The sequence below is a fragment of the Arthrobacter koreensis genome (genome assembly GCF_009193255.1).
Taxonomy (GTDB): Bacteria; Actinomycetota; Actinomycetes; order Actinomycetales; family Micrococcaceae; genus Arthrobacter_B; species Arthrobacter_B koreensis.
This window is the reverse complement of sequence record NZ_WACG01000001.1, coordinates 782547-797689: the sequence shown is the minus strand read 5'-3', so window position 1 is coordinate 797689 and position 15143 is coordinate 782547. Positions and strand designations below refer to the sequence as shown.

The window sequence follows — 15143 nt, the reverse complement described above, 5'->3', positions numbered from 1 at the left end:
TGCGCTATTTTTAGAAGGTGCTGATATCTGACCGCGACATTCGAGCCGAAATTGCCGACGAACGGATTGTCCTCGATCCCTACGACCCGGCGATGGTCCAGCCCTCCAGCGTTGACGTACGGATTGACCGCTACTTCCGTCTTTTCGACAACCACAAGTACGCGCACATCGACCCGTCCCTGGACCAGCCGGACCTCACCCGGCTGGTTGAGGTGGCTCCGGATGAGCCCTTCATCCTACATCCGGGCGAGTTCGTCCTCGGCTCGACGTACGAGCAGGTCACCCTCCCCGATGACATCGCCGCCCGGCTCGAGGGTAAATCTTCGCTGGGCCGTCTTGGACTGCTCACGCACTCGACCGCAGGGTTTATCGACCCCGGTTTCTCCGGCCACGTGACCCTTGAACTCTCCAACATGGCTACCCTGCCGATTAAGCTGTGGCCCGGCTCGAAGATCGGCCAGCTGTGCTTCTTCCGGCTGTCTTCACCGGCTGAGCACGCCTACGGCTCCGGAGCTTACGGAAACCGCTACCAGGGACAGCGGGGCCCGACGGCGTCGCGCAGCTACCAGAACTTCCACCGCACCAGCATCTAGCTCCCGGGGCGCCGCCGGTGGCCCCTTACTGTGGACACCGGCGCGGCGCGGTGCCAGATTGTCCGCATGGAACCCGCAGAACCAGAAGAGCTGACGGATTACCTGGCAGCCCTGGACCACCCGATGTCCTCCGTGGTGCGGCACCTTCGTGCGGCCATTCTCTCCGTGGATCCCCGGATCCACGAAAACATCAAATGGGGCGCTCCGAATTTTGCCCTGCGTGATGACTTTGCCACCTTCAGCCTGCGCCGCCCGGAGAATATCCAGGTTGTCCTGCATACCGGTGCCAGGCCGAAGCCCGACCACCGCGAAATCTCCCTCACCGACCCGCGCAAAGTGCTGCGCATGGCGGGGCGCAACAGGGGAGTGGTGACCTTTTCCAGCCGGGCGGCAGCCGAAGCGGCGATGGACGACTTCACCGACGTCGTCCGCCAGTGGGTGGCCCAGCTGGAGTAGCTGCTAGATCTCCGGAACTACGGCCTTGGGCGTACGGTCCGGTGCCCGCACGGGCAGCAGGGCCAGCAGGCCCAGCAGCAGCACCAGCAGGATGCCGATGATGCCGTACCGCTGCGCCCCGAAGATGGTGATGAAGAGGGCGAACAGCGACGGCGCCAGGAAGCTGACCGCGCGTCCGGTGGTGGCGTAGAGCCCGAACAGTTCCGACTCCTCGCCGTCCGGCGCGAGCCGGGCAAGGAAGGCACGCGAGGCGGACTGGGCAGGTCCGACGAAGAGGCACAGGGACAGGCCGAAGATCCAGAAGGTGGTGTCCCCGGTCCACTTGAGCCCGAACAGGCTGACGTCTCCGGCGCCCAGGATGGCAATGGCGGAGCCTGCCAGCAGCAGGCCGGTCAGGGAGCCGACGATCACGGGTTTGGGGCCAATCCGGTCATCGAGGAATCCTCCCGCGAAGGAGCCCGCGGCTGCCACGATGTTTCCGAAGATGGCGAACATGATCACCTGGGAAAGCTCCCAGCCGAACGTACCGGCCGCAATGACCCCGCCGAACGTGAACACGGCGGCAAGGCCGTCCCGGAACACGGCGCTGGCCAGCAGGAAGAAGATGGTGTGCGGGCTGGTCTTATAGATCGCCCTGATGCGGCGGAACAGCAGGCCGTAGGACGCGAAGAAACCGATCTTTGCCGCGCGGGTCCGCGGAACCTCGGGAACGGTAAAGAAGATGGGCAGCGAAAAGACCAGGAACCATACCGCGGAGAAGACGGCCACCGCCCGAATGTTCTGCCCGTTCTCCGACGTGACTCCGAACCAGCCGACATCCGGGTTGATGAATCCCACCAGGACCAGTGCCAGGGCGGCAATTCCGCCAACATAGCCCATGGCCCAGCCGAAGCCGCTGACCTTGCCGATGGTGCCGGGCGTGGAGACCTGCTTGAGCATGGCGAAGTAGTTCACGTTGGCGAATTCGAAGAACACATTGGCCAGGGCAATGAGCGCAACGCCAAGCAGCAGGAAGTTCTCGCTGGGGTACACGAAGAAGCAGAGCCCGGTGGCAACACAGACGGCCACGGTGTTGATGCCCAGCCAGAGTTTCCGGCGCCCGCCGGCGTCGGACCGCTGGCCGGCCACCGGAGCCAGTACGGCCACCAGAATGCCGGCGAGAGCCAGGCCCGTTCCGAGCACCGCGGAAGCGTGATCTTCGCCACCAAAGGCGTCGGAAGTCAGGTACACCGTAAAGACGAACGTGGTCATGACGGCGTTGAAGGCAGCCGATCCCCAGTCCCAGGAGGCCCACGCCCAAACCTCCCGCCGGCGCGCCTGTGCAGGGGCGCCTGGGTGCCCGGGGGTTGCGTGCGTCATCGAAGCCATATTCCAGATGCTAATGGGCAAATGCGTCCGGGAGGTGAACGGACGCGGCCCGGTTTGTTCATGGACCGAATGTGACCGGCGCGTATGCCTCCGTTAGAATAAACAAAGCCCCTCGACCCGACGTTGACAACTAAAGCTGTGTTCCTGACCTGTAAGGCCCATTGAGAGAACCCGGGAGATCTACGTGCTGCTTGTGCTAACCGTTCTATTTGCGGTGGCACTTGTGGCGCCCTTATTCTTCCGCCGGATGGGAAGGTCAGCGTTCTACCTGCTGGCAGCTGTTCCCGCCGGAGCGTTCATCTGGCTCATGGCAACGTACCCCCGGTACATCGACTCGGACCAGTCCCTGGCTTCCGGCGCTCCCAATGCGCCGCCGTCGGTCATTATCAACTGGATCCCGGACCTGCGGGTCGAACTGGCCTTCCGCATGGATGCGCTCTCCGCAGTCCTCGCGATCCTCATCCTGGGCGTCGGCTCCCTGGTCCTGTTCTACTGCGCCCGCTACTTCCGTCCCGAAGATCCCAAGATGGGCAGCTTTGGCGCGCAGCTGCTGGCGTTCGCAGCAGCAATGTTCGGTCTGGTGACAGCCGATGACCTGATCCTGCTGTTCATCTTCTGGGAACTGACAACAATCCTGTCCTACCTGCTCATCGGCTACGCGGCGCACCGGCTCTCAGCCCGCCGTGCGGCACTGCAGGCGCTGATCGTCACCACCTTCGGCGGCCTGGCAATGCTGGTGGGCATGATCATGCTTGGCTCGGCAGCCGGCACCTACCGTATCTCCGAGATCATGGCCATGGCGCCGGAGCTCGCGGCCAGCGGCGTCATCGTCGACGTCGCTGTGGTCCTGCTGCTGCTCGGCGCGGTGTCCAAGTCGGCGCTGTTCCCGTTCCACTTCTGGCTGCCCGCAGCGATGGCGGCCCCCACCCCGGTGAGCGCCTACCTGCATGCTGCGGCGATGGTGAAGGCCGGCATCTACCTGGTGGCCCGGCTGGCCCCCGGTTTCTGGGAAACCACCTACTGGACCCCGGTCGTCACCGTGCTGGGCCTGGCTACCCTGCTGCTCGGCGGCTGGCGGGCCCTGCGCCAGCATGACCTGAAGCTGATGCTCGCCTACGGTACTGTCAGCCAGCTCGGGTTCCTCACGCTGGTGGTGGGGCTGGGCAACCGCGAGGCAGCGCTGGCAGGCCTGGGCCTGCTCGTTGCCCACGGCTTCTTCAAGGCCACACTGTTCCTGGTGGTGGGCATCATTGACCACCAGGCCGGGACCCGTGACATCCGCAAGCTTTCCGGCGTGGGACGTTCAGCTCCCGTCCTGGCCGTGGTCGCTGCGATCGGCGCCGCCTCCATGGCCGGCCTGCCTCCGCTGCTGGGGTTCGTGGCCAAGGAATCCGTCTACGAGACGTACGTCCACTTCGCCGAGGATCAGGGCACCCCCACGGCCATCGTCCTGCTGGTGGGCGTTGTGGCCGGCGCCATCCTGACCTTCGCGTACAGCTGCCGGTTCGTCTGGGGCGGCTTCGCCACCAAGGAATCCTGCAAGCCGACGGCCTTCAAGGCCATTCCATGGCCATTCCTGGCGCCCCCCGCCATCCTGGCCGCCGTTACCGTCTTCTTCGGCCTCTGGCCGAAACCGCTGGATACGATCATCAGCCCGTACGCGGACCTGTACCCGCTGGAAGGCGAGGCCACCCACCTGGCGCTCTGGCACGGATTCACCCTCGCCCTGGGCCTGACCGCCCTGACGATCGCCGCCGGGACCCTGCTGTTCTTCCAGCGCACCCGGGTGGAGAAGATCCAGGCCAGCATGGCCAGCCCGCTCGACGCCGAGCGTTCTTACCGCGGGCTGATCGGCATCCTCGATGACGTAGCCGTGTGGGTGACCGGCCGCACCCAGCGCGGTTCGCTGACCTTCTACCTGTTCGTCATCCTGACCATGGCCATCGTGACGCCGCTGAGCGCCGTCCTGCTTCGCAGTGCGCCCCTGCCCGAACAGTTCCACTGGTTCGATTCCCCGCTGCAGGCGGTGATCGGCGCTGCCGTCGTCATCGGCGCCGTCGGAGCAGCCCGCGCCAACAAGCGTTTCCTTGCCGTCCTGATGGTCAGCGTCAGCGGCTACGGGCTCGCCCTGATCTTCGCGCTGCAGGGCGCGCCGGACCTTGCCCTGACCCAGATGCTGGTGGAGACCATCGTCCTGGTTGCCTTCGTGCTGGCGTTGCGTTCGCTGCCGGCCCGGCTATGGAAGCGCGAGCCTACCGGCCAGCGGCTCCTTCGGGCTGGTCTCGGCATCGCCTTCGGCGCCGCCATGGTGCTGTTCGCGATGACGGCAATGGCGTCCCGGGTGGCCGAGCCCATTTCGCTTTCCTACCCGGAACTTGCGTACAAGGGCGGCGGCGGACTGAACATCGTCAATGTAACCCTGGTGGACATCCGAGCCTGGGATACCTTCGGTGAAATCTCCGTGCTGGCCATGGCTGCCACCGGCGTGGCGTCCCTGATCTTCATCCGCGGACGAGGCGACAAGCGACGCCGAGCGAACGAGGTGGCTACCGGCTCCGTGGACCGCGGGCGCGAGCACTTCGCCTCCTCCGAACGGGAAGCCGCCACGCTGGCCCTGGCCCGGAAGTTCTCCTCCGTGGCCCGGGAAGCCTGGCTCGTAGCCGGCCGCACCCTGGCGCCGGAGCGCAGGTCCATCATCTTCGAAGTGGTCACCCGGCTGCTCTTCCACTCGGTGATCATCTTCTCCATCTACCTGCTGCTCGCCGGCCACAATTCACCGGGCGGCGGCTTCGCCGGCGGCCTGATGGCCGGCCTGGCACTGACCATCCGCTACCTCGCTGGCGGACGGTTCGAACTCGCCGAGGCCACGCCCGTCAGCGCCGGGGCGCTGCTCGGCGGCGGCCTGGGTCTGGCCGCACTGTCCGCCGCAGCCCCGCTGTTCTTCGGCGGGCAGGTACTGCAGAGCGCCATCATCGAGTTCACCTGGCCGGTCTTCGGCGACATCAAGTTCGTCACCTCGACCATCTTCGACATCGGCGTGTACCTGGTGGTGGTTGGCCTGGTGCTCGACGTCCTGCGCAGCCTCGGCTCGGAGATCGATGAACGCTCCGAGGGCGGCTCCGATGACGACGACGAGGACATGGTGGAACCCGAACCCGAAATGCTTGAAACGGAAGGAGTGTCCCGATGAGCGTCAACATCACGCTGCTGCTCATCATGGGCGCCCTCTACGCCGCCGGGATCTACCTGGTGCTTGAACGCAGCCTCACCCGGGTTGTGCTCGGCCTAGCCATGATGACCAACGCCACCAACCTGCTGCTGCTCGCCACCGGCGGGTTCGCAGGACTGGCTCCGCTGTTCAACTCCGAGATTCCGCCGGAGGACTATAACGATCCGCTCCCGCAGGCGTTTATCCTCACCTCGATCGTCATCTCCTTCTCCGTGACCGCCTTTATGCTCGGCATCATTTACCGGTCATGGGTACTTGGACGTCAGGACGAGGTCCAGGACGACATCGAAGACCGCCGCGTGGCCAGCCAGAGCAGCTACGACGCGGAAGACGACGCCGATGTCCCCGAGGACACCACGGAGTTCACGCCGGCTGAGGAAGCCGAAGAAGCACCCGGTTCGCAGCGCGGCGCGGGCAACGGATCAACAGGAGAGGCAAAACGATGAACGCTTCCAGTTTTGCCCCGCTCGCCGTCGTTCTGCCGTTCCTCGGCGCGGCGCTGGCCTTCCTGCTCATCCGGCACCAGCGCTCCCAGCGGATCGTCTCGATCAGCGTGCTGGCCCTGACTTTGGCGCTTGAGTGCTTCCTGCTCGCAGCAGTCTGGGAGACCGGAGCACAGGCCGTGAACCTGGGCGGCTGGATGCCGCCTTTCGGGATCACCATGGTGGTGGACCAGTTCTCCGCCCTGATGCTCGTGGTCTCCACTGCCATCAGCCTTGCGGTCCTCATCTACGCCACCGGCCAGGGCATGGCCGACGGCGATGAAGACGGCCCCATTTCAATCTTCCATCCGACGTACCTGATCCTCGTGGCCGGTGTTTCCAACGCCTTCCTCGCCGGTGATCTCTTCAACCTCTACGTCGGCTTCGAGATCCTGCTGACCGCCAGCTACGTGCTGATGACCCTGGGCGGCACCACACCGCGCATCCGCGCCGGCGTGACCTACGTCGTCGTCAGTGTCATTTCCTCCGTCCTGTTCCTCACCGCCATCGGCATGATCTACGCCGCGACGGGCACCGTGAACATGGCGGACCTGGCCATCAAGCTCGGCGAACTGGACCCGGGCACGCAGATGATGCTGCACCTGATGCTGCTGGTCGCCTTCGGCATCAAGGCTGCCGTCTTCCCGCTCTCCTTCTGGCTGCCTGACTCCTACCCCACGGCCCCGGCACCCGTTACCGCGGTGTTCGCCGGCCTGCTGACCAAGGTGGGCGTATACGCCATGGTCCGGACCGAGACCCTGCTGTTCCCGGGGGACCGGATCAACACCCTGTTGATGGTGGTGGCCGGCCTGACCATGCTCGTGGGCATCCTGGGTGCGCTGGCGCAGACGGACATCAAGCGAATGCTGTCCTTCACGCTGGTCAGCCACATCGGCTACATGGTGTTTGGGCTGGCTGTCGCCTCGATCGTTGGCATTGGCGCAGCAGTGTTCTACGTGGTCCACCACATCACCGTCCAGACCAGCCTCTTCCTCGTGACCGGGCTGATCGAACGGCGCGGCGGAACAGCAAACATGGACCGCCTGGGTGGACTGGCAAAGCTCTCACCGCTGCTGGCAGTCCTGTACTTCATCCCCGCGATCAACCTCGCCGGCATCCCGCCGTTCTCCGGCTTCCTGGGCAAGCTTGGACTGATGCAGGCCGGCGTGGAACTGGGAACGCCGCTGGCCTACATTCTGGTGGCCGCGTCCGTCCTGACGTCGCTGCTGACCCTGCTGGTGATGGCGAGGGTCTGGAACCGCGCGTTCTGGCGCACTCCGGAAGACGCGGTCCATCCGGACCCGATCCTGCTGGCCACCACCACGGACGGCAGCGTTGTGCGGGACTCCGGCAACGTGAGCGGGAACAACAGCGGACGCTTCGGCGGCCGCTCCACGGTGGACCTGCTGCCCAAGACCATGGTTTACCCCACGGTGGGACTGGTAGCCCTGGGTGTCTCCCTCACCATCCTGGCCGGACCGCTGTTCTCACTGAGCGACGACGCCGCCCAGGACCTGCTGGACCGCACGCCGTACATTGAGGCCGTGCTCGGCGAAGGGAGCGCACCGTGACCAAAAAGGCACTCATGCGCAAGCACCCGCGCATTCCGCTGCTCAAGGAACTGCCGCTGATCATTTGGCTGGTGCTGCTCTGGGGAGCGCTCTGGCAGGATTTCAGCCTGGGCAACCTGGTGTTCGGCGCCATCATCGCGTTCGTCGTCACGAACATCTTCTACCTGCCTCCGGTTGACCTCTCCGGGAGGTTCAACATCTTCTATGCCGCGGGCTTCGGCATCCGGTTCCTCTGGAAACTGGTGGTCGCCAGCGTCCACGTGCTCTGGCTGGCCACCGTCCAGGGACCACGGATCAAGAATGCGGTTGTCGCGGTGAAGCTGCGCAGCCACTCGGACCTGCTGGTGACGGCCACAGGCCACGCGCTCTCGCTGATCCCGGGCTCCCTGGTGGTGGAGGTGGACCGTTCCACGTCCACCCTGTACCTGCACTGCCTGGGTGTGGACACCCAGGAGGCAGCCGAAAAGGTCCGCAGCGACGTGCGTGCCACGGAATCCTGGCTGATCCGTGTGATGGGTACCAAGGAGGAGCTCGCGCTTGTCCGGGCGGAGCAGAAGGACCTCAGGGAACTGCGCGAAAGGGAGGTCAGCCGATGACTGTTGCCGTCATCATCGTGTCCATCATGCTGGCCGTTTCTGCCGCCGGTGCCATCTTCCGCATTGTCCGCGGACCATCCATCCTTGACCGCGTGCTCGCCGCAGACGTCCTCCTGGCGATTGTGGGCGGCGCCCTGGTGGTGGACATGGTCGTGCACCGGCATCTGGACTACATGGCCCTGCTGATCGCGATCTCGCTGATCGGCTTCATCGGCTCTGTGACGGTTGCCCGCTTCGTGACGGACCGGAGGTAGCCATGAACGAGACTGTGATTGACGTTATTGTGGCGGCCCTCCTGCTGGGCGGTGCCACCATGTCCCTCGCCGCGGCGATTGGCTTGACCCGCTTCCCTGACCTGATGAGCCGGATGCACGCCGCCTCCAAGCCGCAGGTGCTTGGCCTGCTGCTCTTCCTGCTGGCCATGGCCGTCGAGTTCCGCAGCTGGGTCCTGCTGCCGGTCCTGGCGCTGTGCTGGATCTTCATGCTGCTCACCGCGCCGGTGTCCGCCCACATGGTTGGCCGGGCCGGGTACCGCACCAAGCACCTGCGTCCCGAGCTGCTGACCATCGATGAACTGGACGACGTCGTTGAGCGTGCCCAGCAGCTGATGTTCGAGGCCTCCGAGGAACAGGCCGCCGGGAGCACGGACGCGGATCCGAAGGTGGATGACGATCCAGGCCAGGAACCGGACGGCAGCTACTACACCGGTGAACTCAGCGATGATGAACTGGCCCGGACCCGTGCCGAAGCCGAAACCGGGAAGCTGCCGCCGGGGCGCAGCCGCGAAGGCTGACCCCCCTCGCAAATCCATCGAGATGACAGAAACTGCCCGTATGAACGCTCATACGGGCAGTTTCTGTGATCTCGATGGAGGGGGAGGCTAAACGACCTCGGGAGTGCGGTTGTAACGGGCGATGGCGCGCTGCGTGCCGCGGTTGGTCAGCACCCGGATAGCCTGGCTCACCGCGCCGGAAACCAGCGCGAAGATGACGGCCGAGCGCAGGCTCGCTTCCAGTGCACCGTCCTTATCCTTGGGCGGCTCGTTGCCCGTGGCCTTGGTCCAGATGAAGTCCAGGATCTTTGCCGAGGCCAGTCCGGCGCCCACGCTGACACCGGTACCCAGCAGTTTCAGGATCAGGTTCATAAGTGCTCCTTGGTCTAGTGCGTTGGTGTTTCCCCCTACGCTACCTGCCGCGCCCGGATTACACGCGTCACTGCGTGTACAGTGGACCACGCATACACACGACAGGGGAGCGCCGCTTCCCGGCTCCGGAGCATTCCGGACGCCGGTTTTCGGGCGCTGAGAGTGCGGACCAAGCCGCAGACCCTCGAACCTGCTCCGGTTAGTACCGGCGAAGGGAGTCGAGATCTCAGGGGTGCACCGCCGCCGGCGGTTTTCCCTCCCCTCCTGATTCCAGGAGGAACATTCAATGCAGCAAACCCAAACAGTCCAGCCCGTACGCTCTTCGTGGCGGGTGGTGGACATCGTCGTAGCATCCGTACTGGGCGTGGCCATCGGGGTAGTTTTCTGGGCCTGGTCACTGGCCTACGGCGGAGTTGCCGCCGCGTTCGTGGCCTTCCCGCCGCTGGGCGGGCTCTACACCGGCGGCTGGCTGATCGCCGGTGTCCTGGGCGCCCTGATCATCCGCAAGCCCGGAGCCGCGCTGTACTGCGAAGTCCTCGCTGCCGCCGTCTCCGGCGTGCTGGGAACCCAGTTTGGCCTTTCCGTCCTGCTCTCCGGAGCCATCCAGGGCCTGGGCGCCGAACTTGTGTTCCTACTCTTCCTGTACCGGAAATTCACCCTTCCCGTGGCGCTGCTCGCAGGCCTCGGTTCCGGCCTCTTCCTCGGAGTGAGCGAATCAATCCTGTACATGCCGGAATGGGCCTTCCAGTGGCAGGTGCTGTACACCGTCTTCGCGATGGTTTCCGGGCTGCTGCTGGCAGGGCTGCTGTCCTGGCTGGCGGTGCGGGCACTGGCGAAGACCGGGGTGCTCTCGGCCTTCGCGTCCGGACGCACGGCGGACGTGTAGGCGATGTCCGCAGCCAATCCCGTGGCAGTTGCTGCCCGGGACTGGGGATGGCGGCACGCCGGGCGCAAAGCCCAGGCGGTTGCCGGCGTTTCCTTTGACATTAGCCCGGGGGAGCGGGTGCTTCTCCTGGGGGCCTCCGGAGCAGGCAAGTCGACGCTGCTGCATGCCCTGGCCGGAGTCCTGGGGGAGGACACCGGCGGAACAGAAACAGGAACGCTGCGGCTGGACGGGGCGCACCCCCAGGCCGCCAGGGGGCGCGCGGGACTGCTGCTGCAGGATCCCGACTCGCAAATCGTGCTGTCCCGGGTGGGCGACGAGGTGGCTTTCGGTGCCGAGAACCTCGGCGTTCCCCGCGCCGAGATCTGGGAACGGGTGCACGCGGCCCTGGACGACGTCGGACTCCGGGTGCCGCTCGGACATTCAACTGCCGCCCTTTCCGGCGGCCAGAAGCAGCGCCTGGCACTGGCATCCATCCTTGCCATGGCCCCGGGACTGCTGCTGCTGGACGAGCCGACCGCCAACCTGGATCCGGACGGCGTGCTGGAAATCCGGGACTCGGTGGAACGCGTCCTGGACCGGACCGGTGCCACGCTGATTGTGGTGGAACACCGCGTAGCCGCGTGGGCGCAGCTGGTGGACCGGGTGATAGTGCTCGACGCCGGCGGGGGACTGCTGGCGGACGGCCCGCCCCAGGAGGTCCTCACCGCTGAGCGAACGCGTTCCCGGCTGGCGGAAGCCGGTGTCTGGCTGCCCGGTGCAGCGGTGGACATGCCTCCGCCGCTGCCCGCCCTGCGGTCCGCCGAGGACCTGCTGACCGCCGACGGTCTCGAGGTTGCCCGAACGCCGCGCGGCCGTGCTGTGCTCACCGGCGTCGACCTAACCCTCAAGGCCGGGGACGCACTGGGAATCACCGGGCCCAACGGTGCCGGGAAGTCCACGCTGGCGCTGACACTGGGCGGACTGCTGCGTCCCCGCGGCGGACAGCTCACTGCTTCACCGGCGCTGGCCAGGGAAGCGGGCAGTACCCCGTCCAAATGGAAGTCGGCCCAGCTGGTAACCCGGATAGGAACCGTGTTCCAGGAACCTGAGCACCAGTTCCTCACCGGCTCGGTCCGGGACGAGCTGGCTTTTGGGCCGCTCCGTGCCGGCCGCAGCGAATCCGAAGTCCGGGACACTGTGGAAGAACTGGCGCACCGGCTGAAGCTGTCCGGGCTGACCCAGGCAAACCCGTTCACGCTCTCCGGCGGGGAAAAACGCAGGCTCTCCGTGGCCACCATGCTCGCCACCTCGCCGGACATCCTGCTCCTGGACGAGCCCACCTTCGGCCAGGACGCCAACACCTGGCGGGAGCTGGTCTCGCTGCTCGCGCGGCAGCGCCGGGACGCGGGCTGCGCCGTCGTCTCGGTGACGCACGACCGCGAGTTCACTGAGGCGCTGGGAGGGCGCATCCTCCAGGTGCAGGAGGGCTGTGCCCGCCTGCAGCCGGCCGGACCCGCAGCCGGAGCGGCAGCATGAGCGCCCAGGCCGTGCGGCCGGCCGCCGCAGGAACACTTCCCGGCACTCAGCGTTCCCGGCTCAGCGCCGCGAATCCGCTCTCCACCCTCGGCGCCGCCGTCGCAGTCACTGTTGCCGTGCTGCTGACGGTGGACTGGGTCAGCGCCACCGTGGTGCTGGCAGGGGAGCTGGCGCTGCTCCCGCTGCTCCGGATCAACCCGTGGACGCTGGCAAAACGGATCTGGCCGCTGCTCATCGCCGCGGCCGTGGGTGCGTACGGGACAGCCCTGCTGGCGGAGAAAACCGGAGACGTGCTGCTGGACGCCGGGCCCCTGCTGTTCACCACGGACTCGGTGGGCGCCGGCATCGCCATTGGGCTGCGCGGCCTGGCGATAGCGCTGCCCGGCATTTTCCTCCTGGTCACCGTGGACGCGACGGACCTGGCAGACGCGCTCGCCCAGCGGCTCCGGTTGCCGTCCCGGTTTGTTCTCGGGGCGCTGGCCGCGATGCGGCTGGTGGGACTGCTCGTCGAGGAATGGCGCACGCTTGGGCTGGCGAGGCATGCGCGCGGGGCCGACGCCGCCGCGTCGCCGCTGGGACGGTTCCGCAATTTCCTGGGCCAGGGGCTTGCCCTGCTGATCCAGGCGATTCGGCGCGCCACGCGGCTGGCCGTTGCCATGGAGGCCCGCGGCTTCGGCAGCAGCGAACGGACGTGGGCGCGTTCGTCCACGTTCAGCCGGATTGACCTGTGGGTCCTTGCCTACGGCGTGGGGCTGGCGGCGGCGGCGGTGTGGGCCGCCGCGGCGGCCGGAACGTTCAACTTCATCCTGTCCTGAAACGCGGACGGGCGCAGCCGCCATGGCTGCGCCCGTCCGGATTCCGGCTGGTGGCCGGGGCTACAGGACGGTTTCCACCAGGGCTGCCAGCTCATCGGTGAGCTCACGGGAAACCGGTACCGGGCTGCCGTCGATCGACTTCACGGGTGCGAGCAGGCGGATGCTTGAAATCAGCCACACGCCGTCGGCCTGCATCAGGTGGGTGGGCTCCAGCGGACCGTAGCCGAGCTGCCAGCCTTCCTTCTCTGCCGCTGCGAACAGGGCGCTCTGCGTGGTACCGGGCAGGATTCCGCTTTCAAGCTCCGGGGTAAGCAGCGTCTTGACTCCGTCCTCCACCACGGCCAGCACCACGGTGGAAGTGGGGCCTTCCAGGACCTTTCCGTCGGATGACGTGAAGATGACGTCATCGGCGCCGTGCTGTTTTGCGAACCTGAGCGCAGCCATGTTCACCGCGTAGGACAGCGTCTTGGAACCCAGCAGCAGCCACGGAGCGCGCTCTGCCACGGAGGAGTCGTAGCCGCGGTCCAGCAGGAGCACGTCCAGGCCTTCCTCCCGCTGGCGGCCGGTGGATTCGGGCACGGGGGAGGCCGCCACCCATGCTGTCGGTGAGCCGGCGCCCTCGGGTCCGCGGGTCAGCATCAGCTTCACGACGGCGGGCGCATTCCCGTGTACGCGGGCAAACTCGGCCAGCGCCGTCGCGATGGCCGGTTCCCAGACCTGCGGCGCGGGGAAGTCCAGCTGCAGCGCAGCCGCGGAGGATGCCATCCGCTCCAGGTGCATGCCCACCTTCCGGGCATGCCCGTCAACGGCCAGCATCGACTCGAAGACTCCGTCACCGCGGGTGGCCCCGAGGTCCGTTGCCATCAGCTGCGGCTTGGACGCATCCGCGATGCGGCCGGCGGGATATGCGGGGTCCAGGAAAACCAAAACAGTCATGCAGCAAGCCTAGTGGCCGCGGAGCCCCATTCCGGGCGCTAGGCTGAAGGGAAGGTTGGGTGGTCGGAGGGAAAAGCGCACGTGTGGTGGACGGTTACTGCTCCAAATTGGCTGGCGACGAGCCTGACAATCCTGGACTTCGCAATCCGGATCATTGCCCTGGGCATTGTGCCCGGAAACCGGCGCCCCACCACGGCCATGGCCTGGCTGCTGGCGATCTTCTTCCTTCCGGTGCCCGGAATTATCCTGTTCGCCCTTTTTGGCAACCACCGCCTCTCCGAGCAGCGGGTTGAGCGCCAGACACAGATCAACAAAAGGGTCCGTGAGAACACACGCGAGCTGGAGGCCGAGTCTTCCTCCTACTCCGGACCGGAGTGGGTGCTCTCAGCCGTGGAACTCAACCGGCGGCTGGGCTCACTGCCCAGCCTTGACGGCAACAAGGTGGAGCTCCAGCGCGACTACGAGGAATCCATCCGGCAGATGACCGACGCGGTCCGCGGTGCCACCAAGTACGTGCACGTCGAGTTCTACATCATGAGCTACGACGCCGTTACCCGGGAGTTCTTCACCGCGCTGCGCGATGCCGCCGAACGCGGCGTAGCCGTGCGCCTGCTGTTCGACCACATTGGCACGCTGCGCGTGAAGGGCTACCGGCAGCTGCTCAGGGAACTCAAGAGCAGCCGGATCCAGTGGCATCCCATGCTGCCCATCCAGCCGCTCCGGGGCCACTGGCGGCGCCCGGACCTGCGCAACCACCGCAAGATCCTCGTTGTGGACGGCGTGCTGGGTTTCACCGGTTCGCAGAACCTGGTGGAGCCCGGCTACCGCAAACCCGGCAACCACAAGATGGGCCGCAAGTGGGTGGAGCTCATGAGCCGGCTCGAGGGCCCCGTGGTTGATGAAATCAACGTGGTGTTCGCTACCGACTGGAACATGGAGACGGACGAGAACCTCGAACAGGAACTGAGCCTCTACGAGTGGACCTCCAAGCCGGGTGAAGTCACCTGCCAGGTGGTCCCCTCCGGCCCCGGCTTCACGACCGAGAACAACCTGCGCCTGTTTACCTCGCTGCTGTACTCCGCCTCTGAACGCATCTCGATCACCAGCCCCTACTTCGTCCCGGATGATTCACTGCTCTACGCCATTACGACGGCGGCACAGCGCGGAGTGCAGGTAGAGCTTTTCGTCTCCGAACGCGGTGACCAGTTCCTGGTGGACCATGCCCAGCGTTCCTACTACGAGGCGCTGATGGAAGCCGGAATCCGGATCTGGCAGTACCCGGCACCGCTGGTGCTGCACGCCAAGCACTTCACCGTGGACAACGACGTCGCTGTCCTGGGTTCCTCCAACATGGACATGCGCTCTCTCTCCCTGAACCTGGAGGTCTCCATGATGATGTTCGGCGGGGACATCGTGGAAAAGATGCGCCAGATCGAGGACACGTACCGGAGCCTGTCGAAGGAGCTCATCCTCGACGAGTGGGGCAACCGCCCCGTGTGGCAGCGCTACGTGGACAACGTTGCGCGCCTGACCGCCACGCTGCAGTAGGCCT

The 15143-nt window shown here is 66.0% G+C and carries 15 protein-coding genes and 1 riboswitch; of the genes, 12 read left to right on the top strand and 3 right to left on the bottom strand.

Annotated features, from left to right (window positions below; genetic code table 11):
- The first annotated feature begins 17 nt into the window (after window positions 1-17).
- Together dcd and GD628_RS03735 are read left to right on the top strand one after the other, a co-directional pair.
- Window positions 18-593, top strand: coding sequence for a dCTP deaminase (dcd, locus tag GD628_RS03740; RefSeq protein ID WP_091601757.1), 576 nt, complete (start codon window positions 18-20; stop codon window positions 591-593).
- 66 nt (window positions 594-659) lie between these two features.
- Complete coding sequence (locus tag GD628_RS03735; protein ID WP_152273857.1) at window positions 660-1049, top strand: DUF1801 domain-containing protein; 390 nt, start codon at window positions 660-662, stop codon at window positions 1047-1049.
- Between the two features lie 3 nt (window positions 1050-1052).
- Here GD628_RS03735 and GD628_RS03730 read toward each other — a convergent pair whose 3' ends face one another.
- Window positions 1053-2408 (bottom strand): MFS transporter, encoded by a 1356-nt coding sequence (locus GD628_RS03730; RefSeq protein WP_226802381.1) that lies wholly within the window; start codon window positions 2406-2408, stop codon window positions 1053-1055.
- Between the two features lie 193 nt (window positions 2409-2601).
- On the opposite strand from GD628_RS03730, the gene GD628_RS03725 reads away from it, so the two are divergent.
- Genes GD628_RS03725 through mnhG form a run of 6 tightly spaced genes read left to right on the top strand, consistent with a single transcriptional unit; the run spans window position 2602 to window position 9088 of the window.
- Window positions 2602-5607 carry a Na+/H+ antiporter subunit A gene (locus tag GD628_RS03725; protein ID WP_152273855.1) on the top strand — a complete coding sequence of 1002 codons (3006 nt, stop codon included), beginning with the start codon at window positions 2602-2604 and terminating at the stop codon, window positions 5605-5607.
- Window positions 5604-6092, top strand: a complete 489-nt coding sequence (locus GD628_RS03720) for a Na(+)/H(+) antiporter subunit C (protein ID WP_091601769.1) — start codon at window positions 5604-5606, stop codon at window positions 6090-6092. Before GD628_RS03725 ends, GD628_RS03720 begins: the two co-directional genes overlap by 4 nt.
- Entirely contained in the window at window positions 6089-7699 is a 1611-nt protein-coding gene (locus tag GD628_RS03715; RefSeq protein WP_091601772.1) for a Na+/H+ antiporter subunit D, read from the top strand. Before GD628_RS03720 ends, GD628_RS03715 begins: the two co-directional genes overlap by 4 nt.
- Before the next feature lie 14 nt (window positions 7700-7713).
- Complete coding sequence (locus GD628_RS03710; RefSeq protein WP_091602221.1) at window positions 7714-8295, top strand: Na+/H+ antiporter subunit E; 582 nt, start codon at window positions 7714-7716, stop codon at window positions 8293-8295.
- The gene (locus GD628_RS03705) at window positions 8292-8549 is read left to right on the top strand and encodes an MrpF/PhaF family protein (protein WP_091601775.1); all 258 of its coding nucleotides are present in this window, start codon (window positions 8292-8294) and stop codon (window positions 8547-8549) included. Before GD628_RS03710 ends, GD628_RS03705 begins: the two co-directional genes overlap by 4 nt.
- 2 nt (window positions 8550-8551) lie before the next feature.
- On the top strand, window positions 8552-9088 hold the full coding sequence (mnhG, locus tag GD628_RS16970) for a monovalent cation/H(+) antiporter subunit G (RefSeq protein ID WP_152273854.1): 537 nt from the start codon (window positions 8552-8554) through the stop codon (window positions 9086-9088).
- An 87-nt stretch (window positions 9089-9175) separates the two neighbouring features.
- Here the strand turns inward: mnhG and GD628_RS03695 are convergent, their stop codons facing one another.
- Window positions 9176-9439, bottom strand: coding sequence for a DUF4235 domain-containing protein (locus GD628_RS03695; protein ID WP_091601781.1), 264 nt, complete (start codon window positions 9437-9439; stop codon window positions 9176-9178).
- Between the two features lie 93 nt (window positions 9440-9532).
- Window positions 9533-9673: riboswitch (TPP riboswitch) on the top strand.
- 52 nt (window positions 9674-9725) lie between these two features.
- Between GD628_RS03695 and GD628_RS03690 the strand changes: the two genes are divergently transcribed.
- The 3 genes from GD628_RS03690 to GD628_RS03680 are packed head-to-tail and all read left to right on the top strand — an operon-like array spanning window position 9726 to window position 12655.
- Window positions 9726-10325: an ECF transporter S component gene (locus GD628_RS03690; RefSeq protein WP_152273853.1), complete on the top strand. Its 600-nt coding sequence runs from the start codon at window positions 9726-9728 to the stop codon at window positions 10323-10325.
- A gap of 3 nt (window positions 10326-10328) precedes the next feature.
- Window positions 10329-11840: an ABC transporter ATP-binding protein gene (locus GD628_RS03685; RefSeq protein WP_152273852.1), complete on the top strand. Its 1512-nt coding sequence runs from the start codon at window positions 10329-10331 to the stop codon at window positions 11838-11840.
- Entirely contained in the window at window positions 11837-12655 is an 819-nt protein-coding gene (locus tag GD628_RS03680; RefSeq protein WP_152273851.1) for an energy-coupling factor transporter transmembrane component T family protein, read from the top strand. Before GD628_RS03685 ends, GD628_RS03680 begins: the two co-directional genes overlap by 4 nt.
- A 60-nt stretch (window positions 12656-12715) precedes the next feature.
- Here the strand turns inward: GD628_RS03680 and GD628_RS03675 are convergent, their stop codons facing one another.
- Complete coding sequence (locus GD628_RS03675; protein ID WP_091601793.1) at window positions 12716-13591, bottom strand: aminodeoxychorismate lyase; 876 nt, start codon at window positions 13589-13591, stop codon at window positions 12716-12718.
- A gap of 81 nt (window positions 13592-13672) precedes the next feature.
- Here GD628_RS03675 and cls point away from each other — a divergent pair, with 81 nt between their 5' ends.
- Complete coding sequence (gene cls / locus GD628_RS03670; protein ID WP_420837564.1) at window positions 13673-15139, top strand: cardiolipin synthase; 1467 nt, start codon at window positions 13673-13675, stop codon at window positions 15137-15139.
- Window positions 15140-15143 lie beyond the last annotated feature (4 nt).

What these genes read in the sequence shown, in the direction of transcription:
- GD628_RS03720 (WP_091601769.1), top strand. Translation starts at nt 5,604, where the DNA reads ATGAGCGTCAACATCACGCTGCTGCTCATCATGGGCGCCCTCTACGCC.
- GD628_RS03675 (WP_091601793.1), bottom strand. Translation starts at nt 13,591, where the DNA reads ATGACTGTTTTGGTTTTCCTGGACCCCGCATATCCCGCCGGCCGCATC.
- GD628_RS03680 (WP_152273851.1), top strand. Translation starts at nt 11,837, where the DNA reads ATGAGCGCCCAGGCCGTGCGGCCGGCCGCCGCAGGAACACTTCCCGGC.
- GD628_RS03705 (WP_091601775.1), top strand. Translation starts at nt 8,292, where the DNA reads ATGACTGTTGCCGTCATCATCGTGTCCATCATGCTGGCCGTTTCTGCC.
- GD628_RS03715 (WP_091601772.1), top strand. Translation starts at nt 6,089, where the DNA reads ATGAACGCTTCCAGTTTTGCCCCGCTCGCCGTCGTTCTGCCGTTCCTC.
- GD628_RS03730 (WP_226802381.1), bottom strand. Translation starts at nt 2,408, where the DNA reads ATGACGCACGCAACCCCCGGGCACCCAGGCGCCCCTGCACAGGCGCGC.
- GD628_RS03685 (WP_152273852.1), top strand. Translation starts at nt 10,329, where the DNA reads ATGTCCGCAGCCAATCCCGTGGCAGTTGCTGCCCGGGACTGGGGATGG.
- mnhG (WP_152273854.1), top strand. Translation starts at nt 8,552, where the DNA reads ATGAACGAGACTGTGATTGACGTTATTGTGGCGGCCCTCCTGCTGGGC.
- GD628_RS03690 (WP_152273853.1), top strand. Translation starts at nt 9,726, where the DNA reads ATGCAGCAAACCCAAACAGTCCAGCCCGTACGCTCTTCGTGGCGGGTG.
- GD628_RS03710 (WP_091602221.1), top strand. Translation starts at nt 7,714, where the DNA reads ATGCGCAAGCACCCGCGCATTCCGCTGCTCAAGGAACTGCCGCTGATC.
- GD628_RS03695 (WP_091601781.1), bottom strand. Translation starts at nt 9,439, where the DNA reads ATGAACCTGATCCTGAAACTGCTGGGTACCGGTGTCAGCGTGGGCGCC.
- GD628_RS03735 (WP_152273857.1), top strand. Translation starts at nt 660, where the DNA reads ATGGAACCCGCAGAACCAGAAGAGCTGACGGATTACCTGGCAGCCCTG.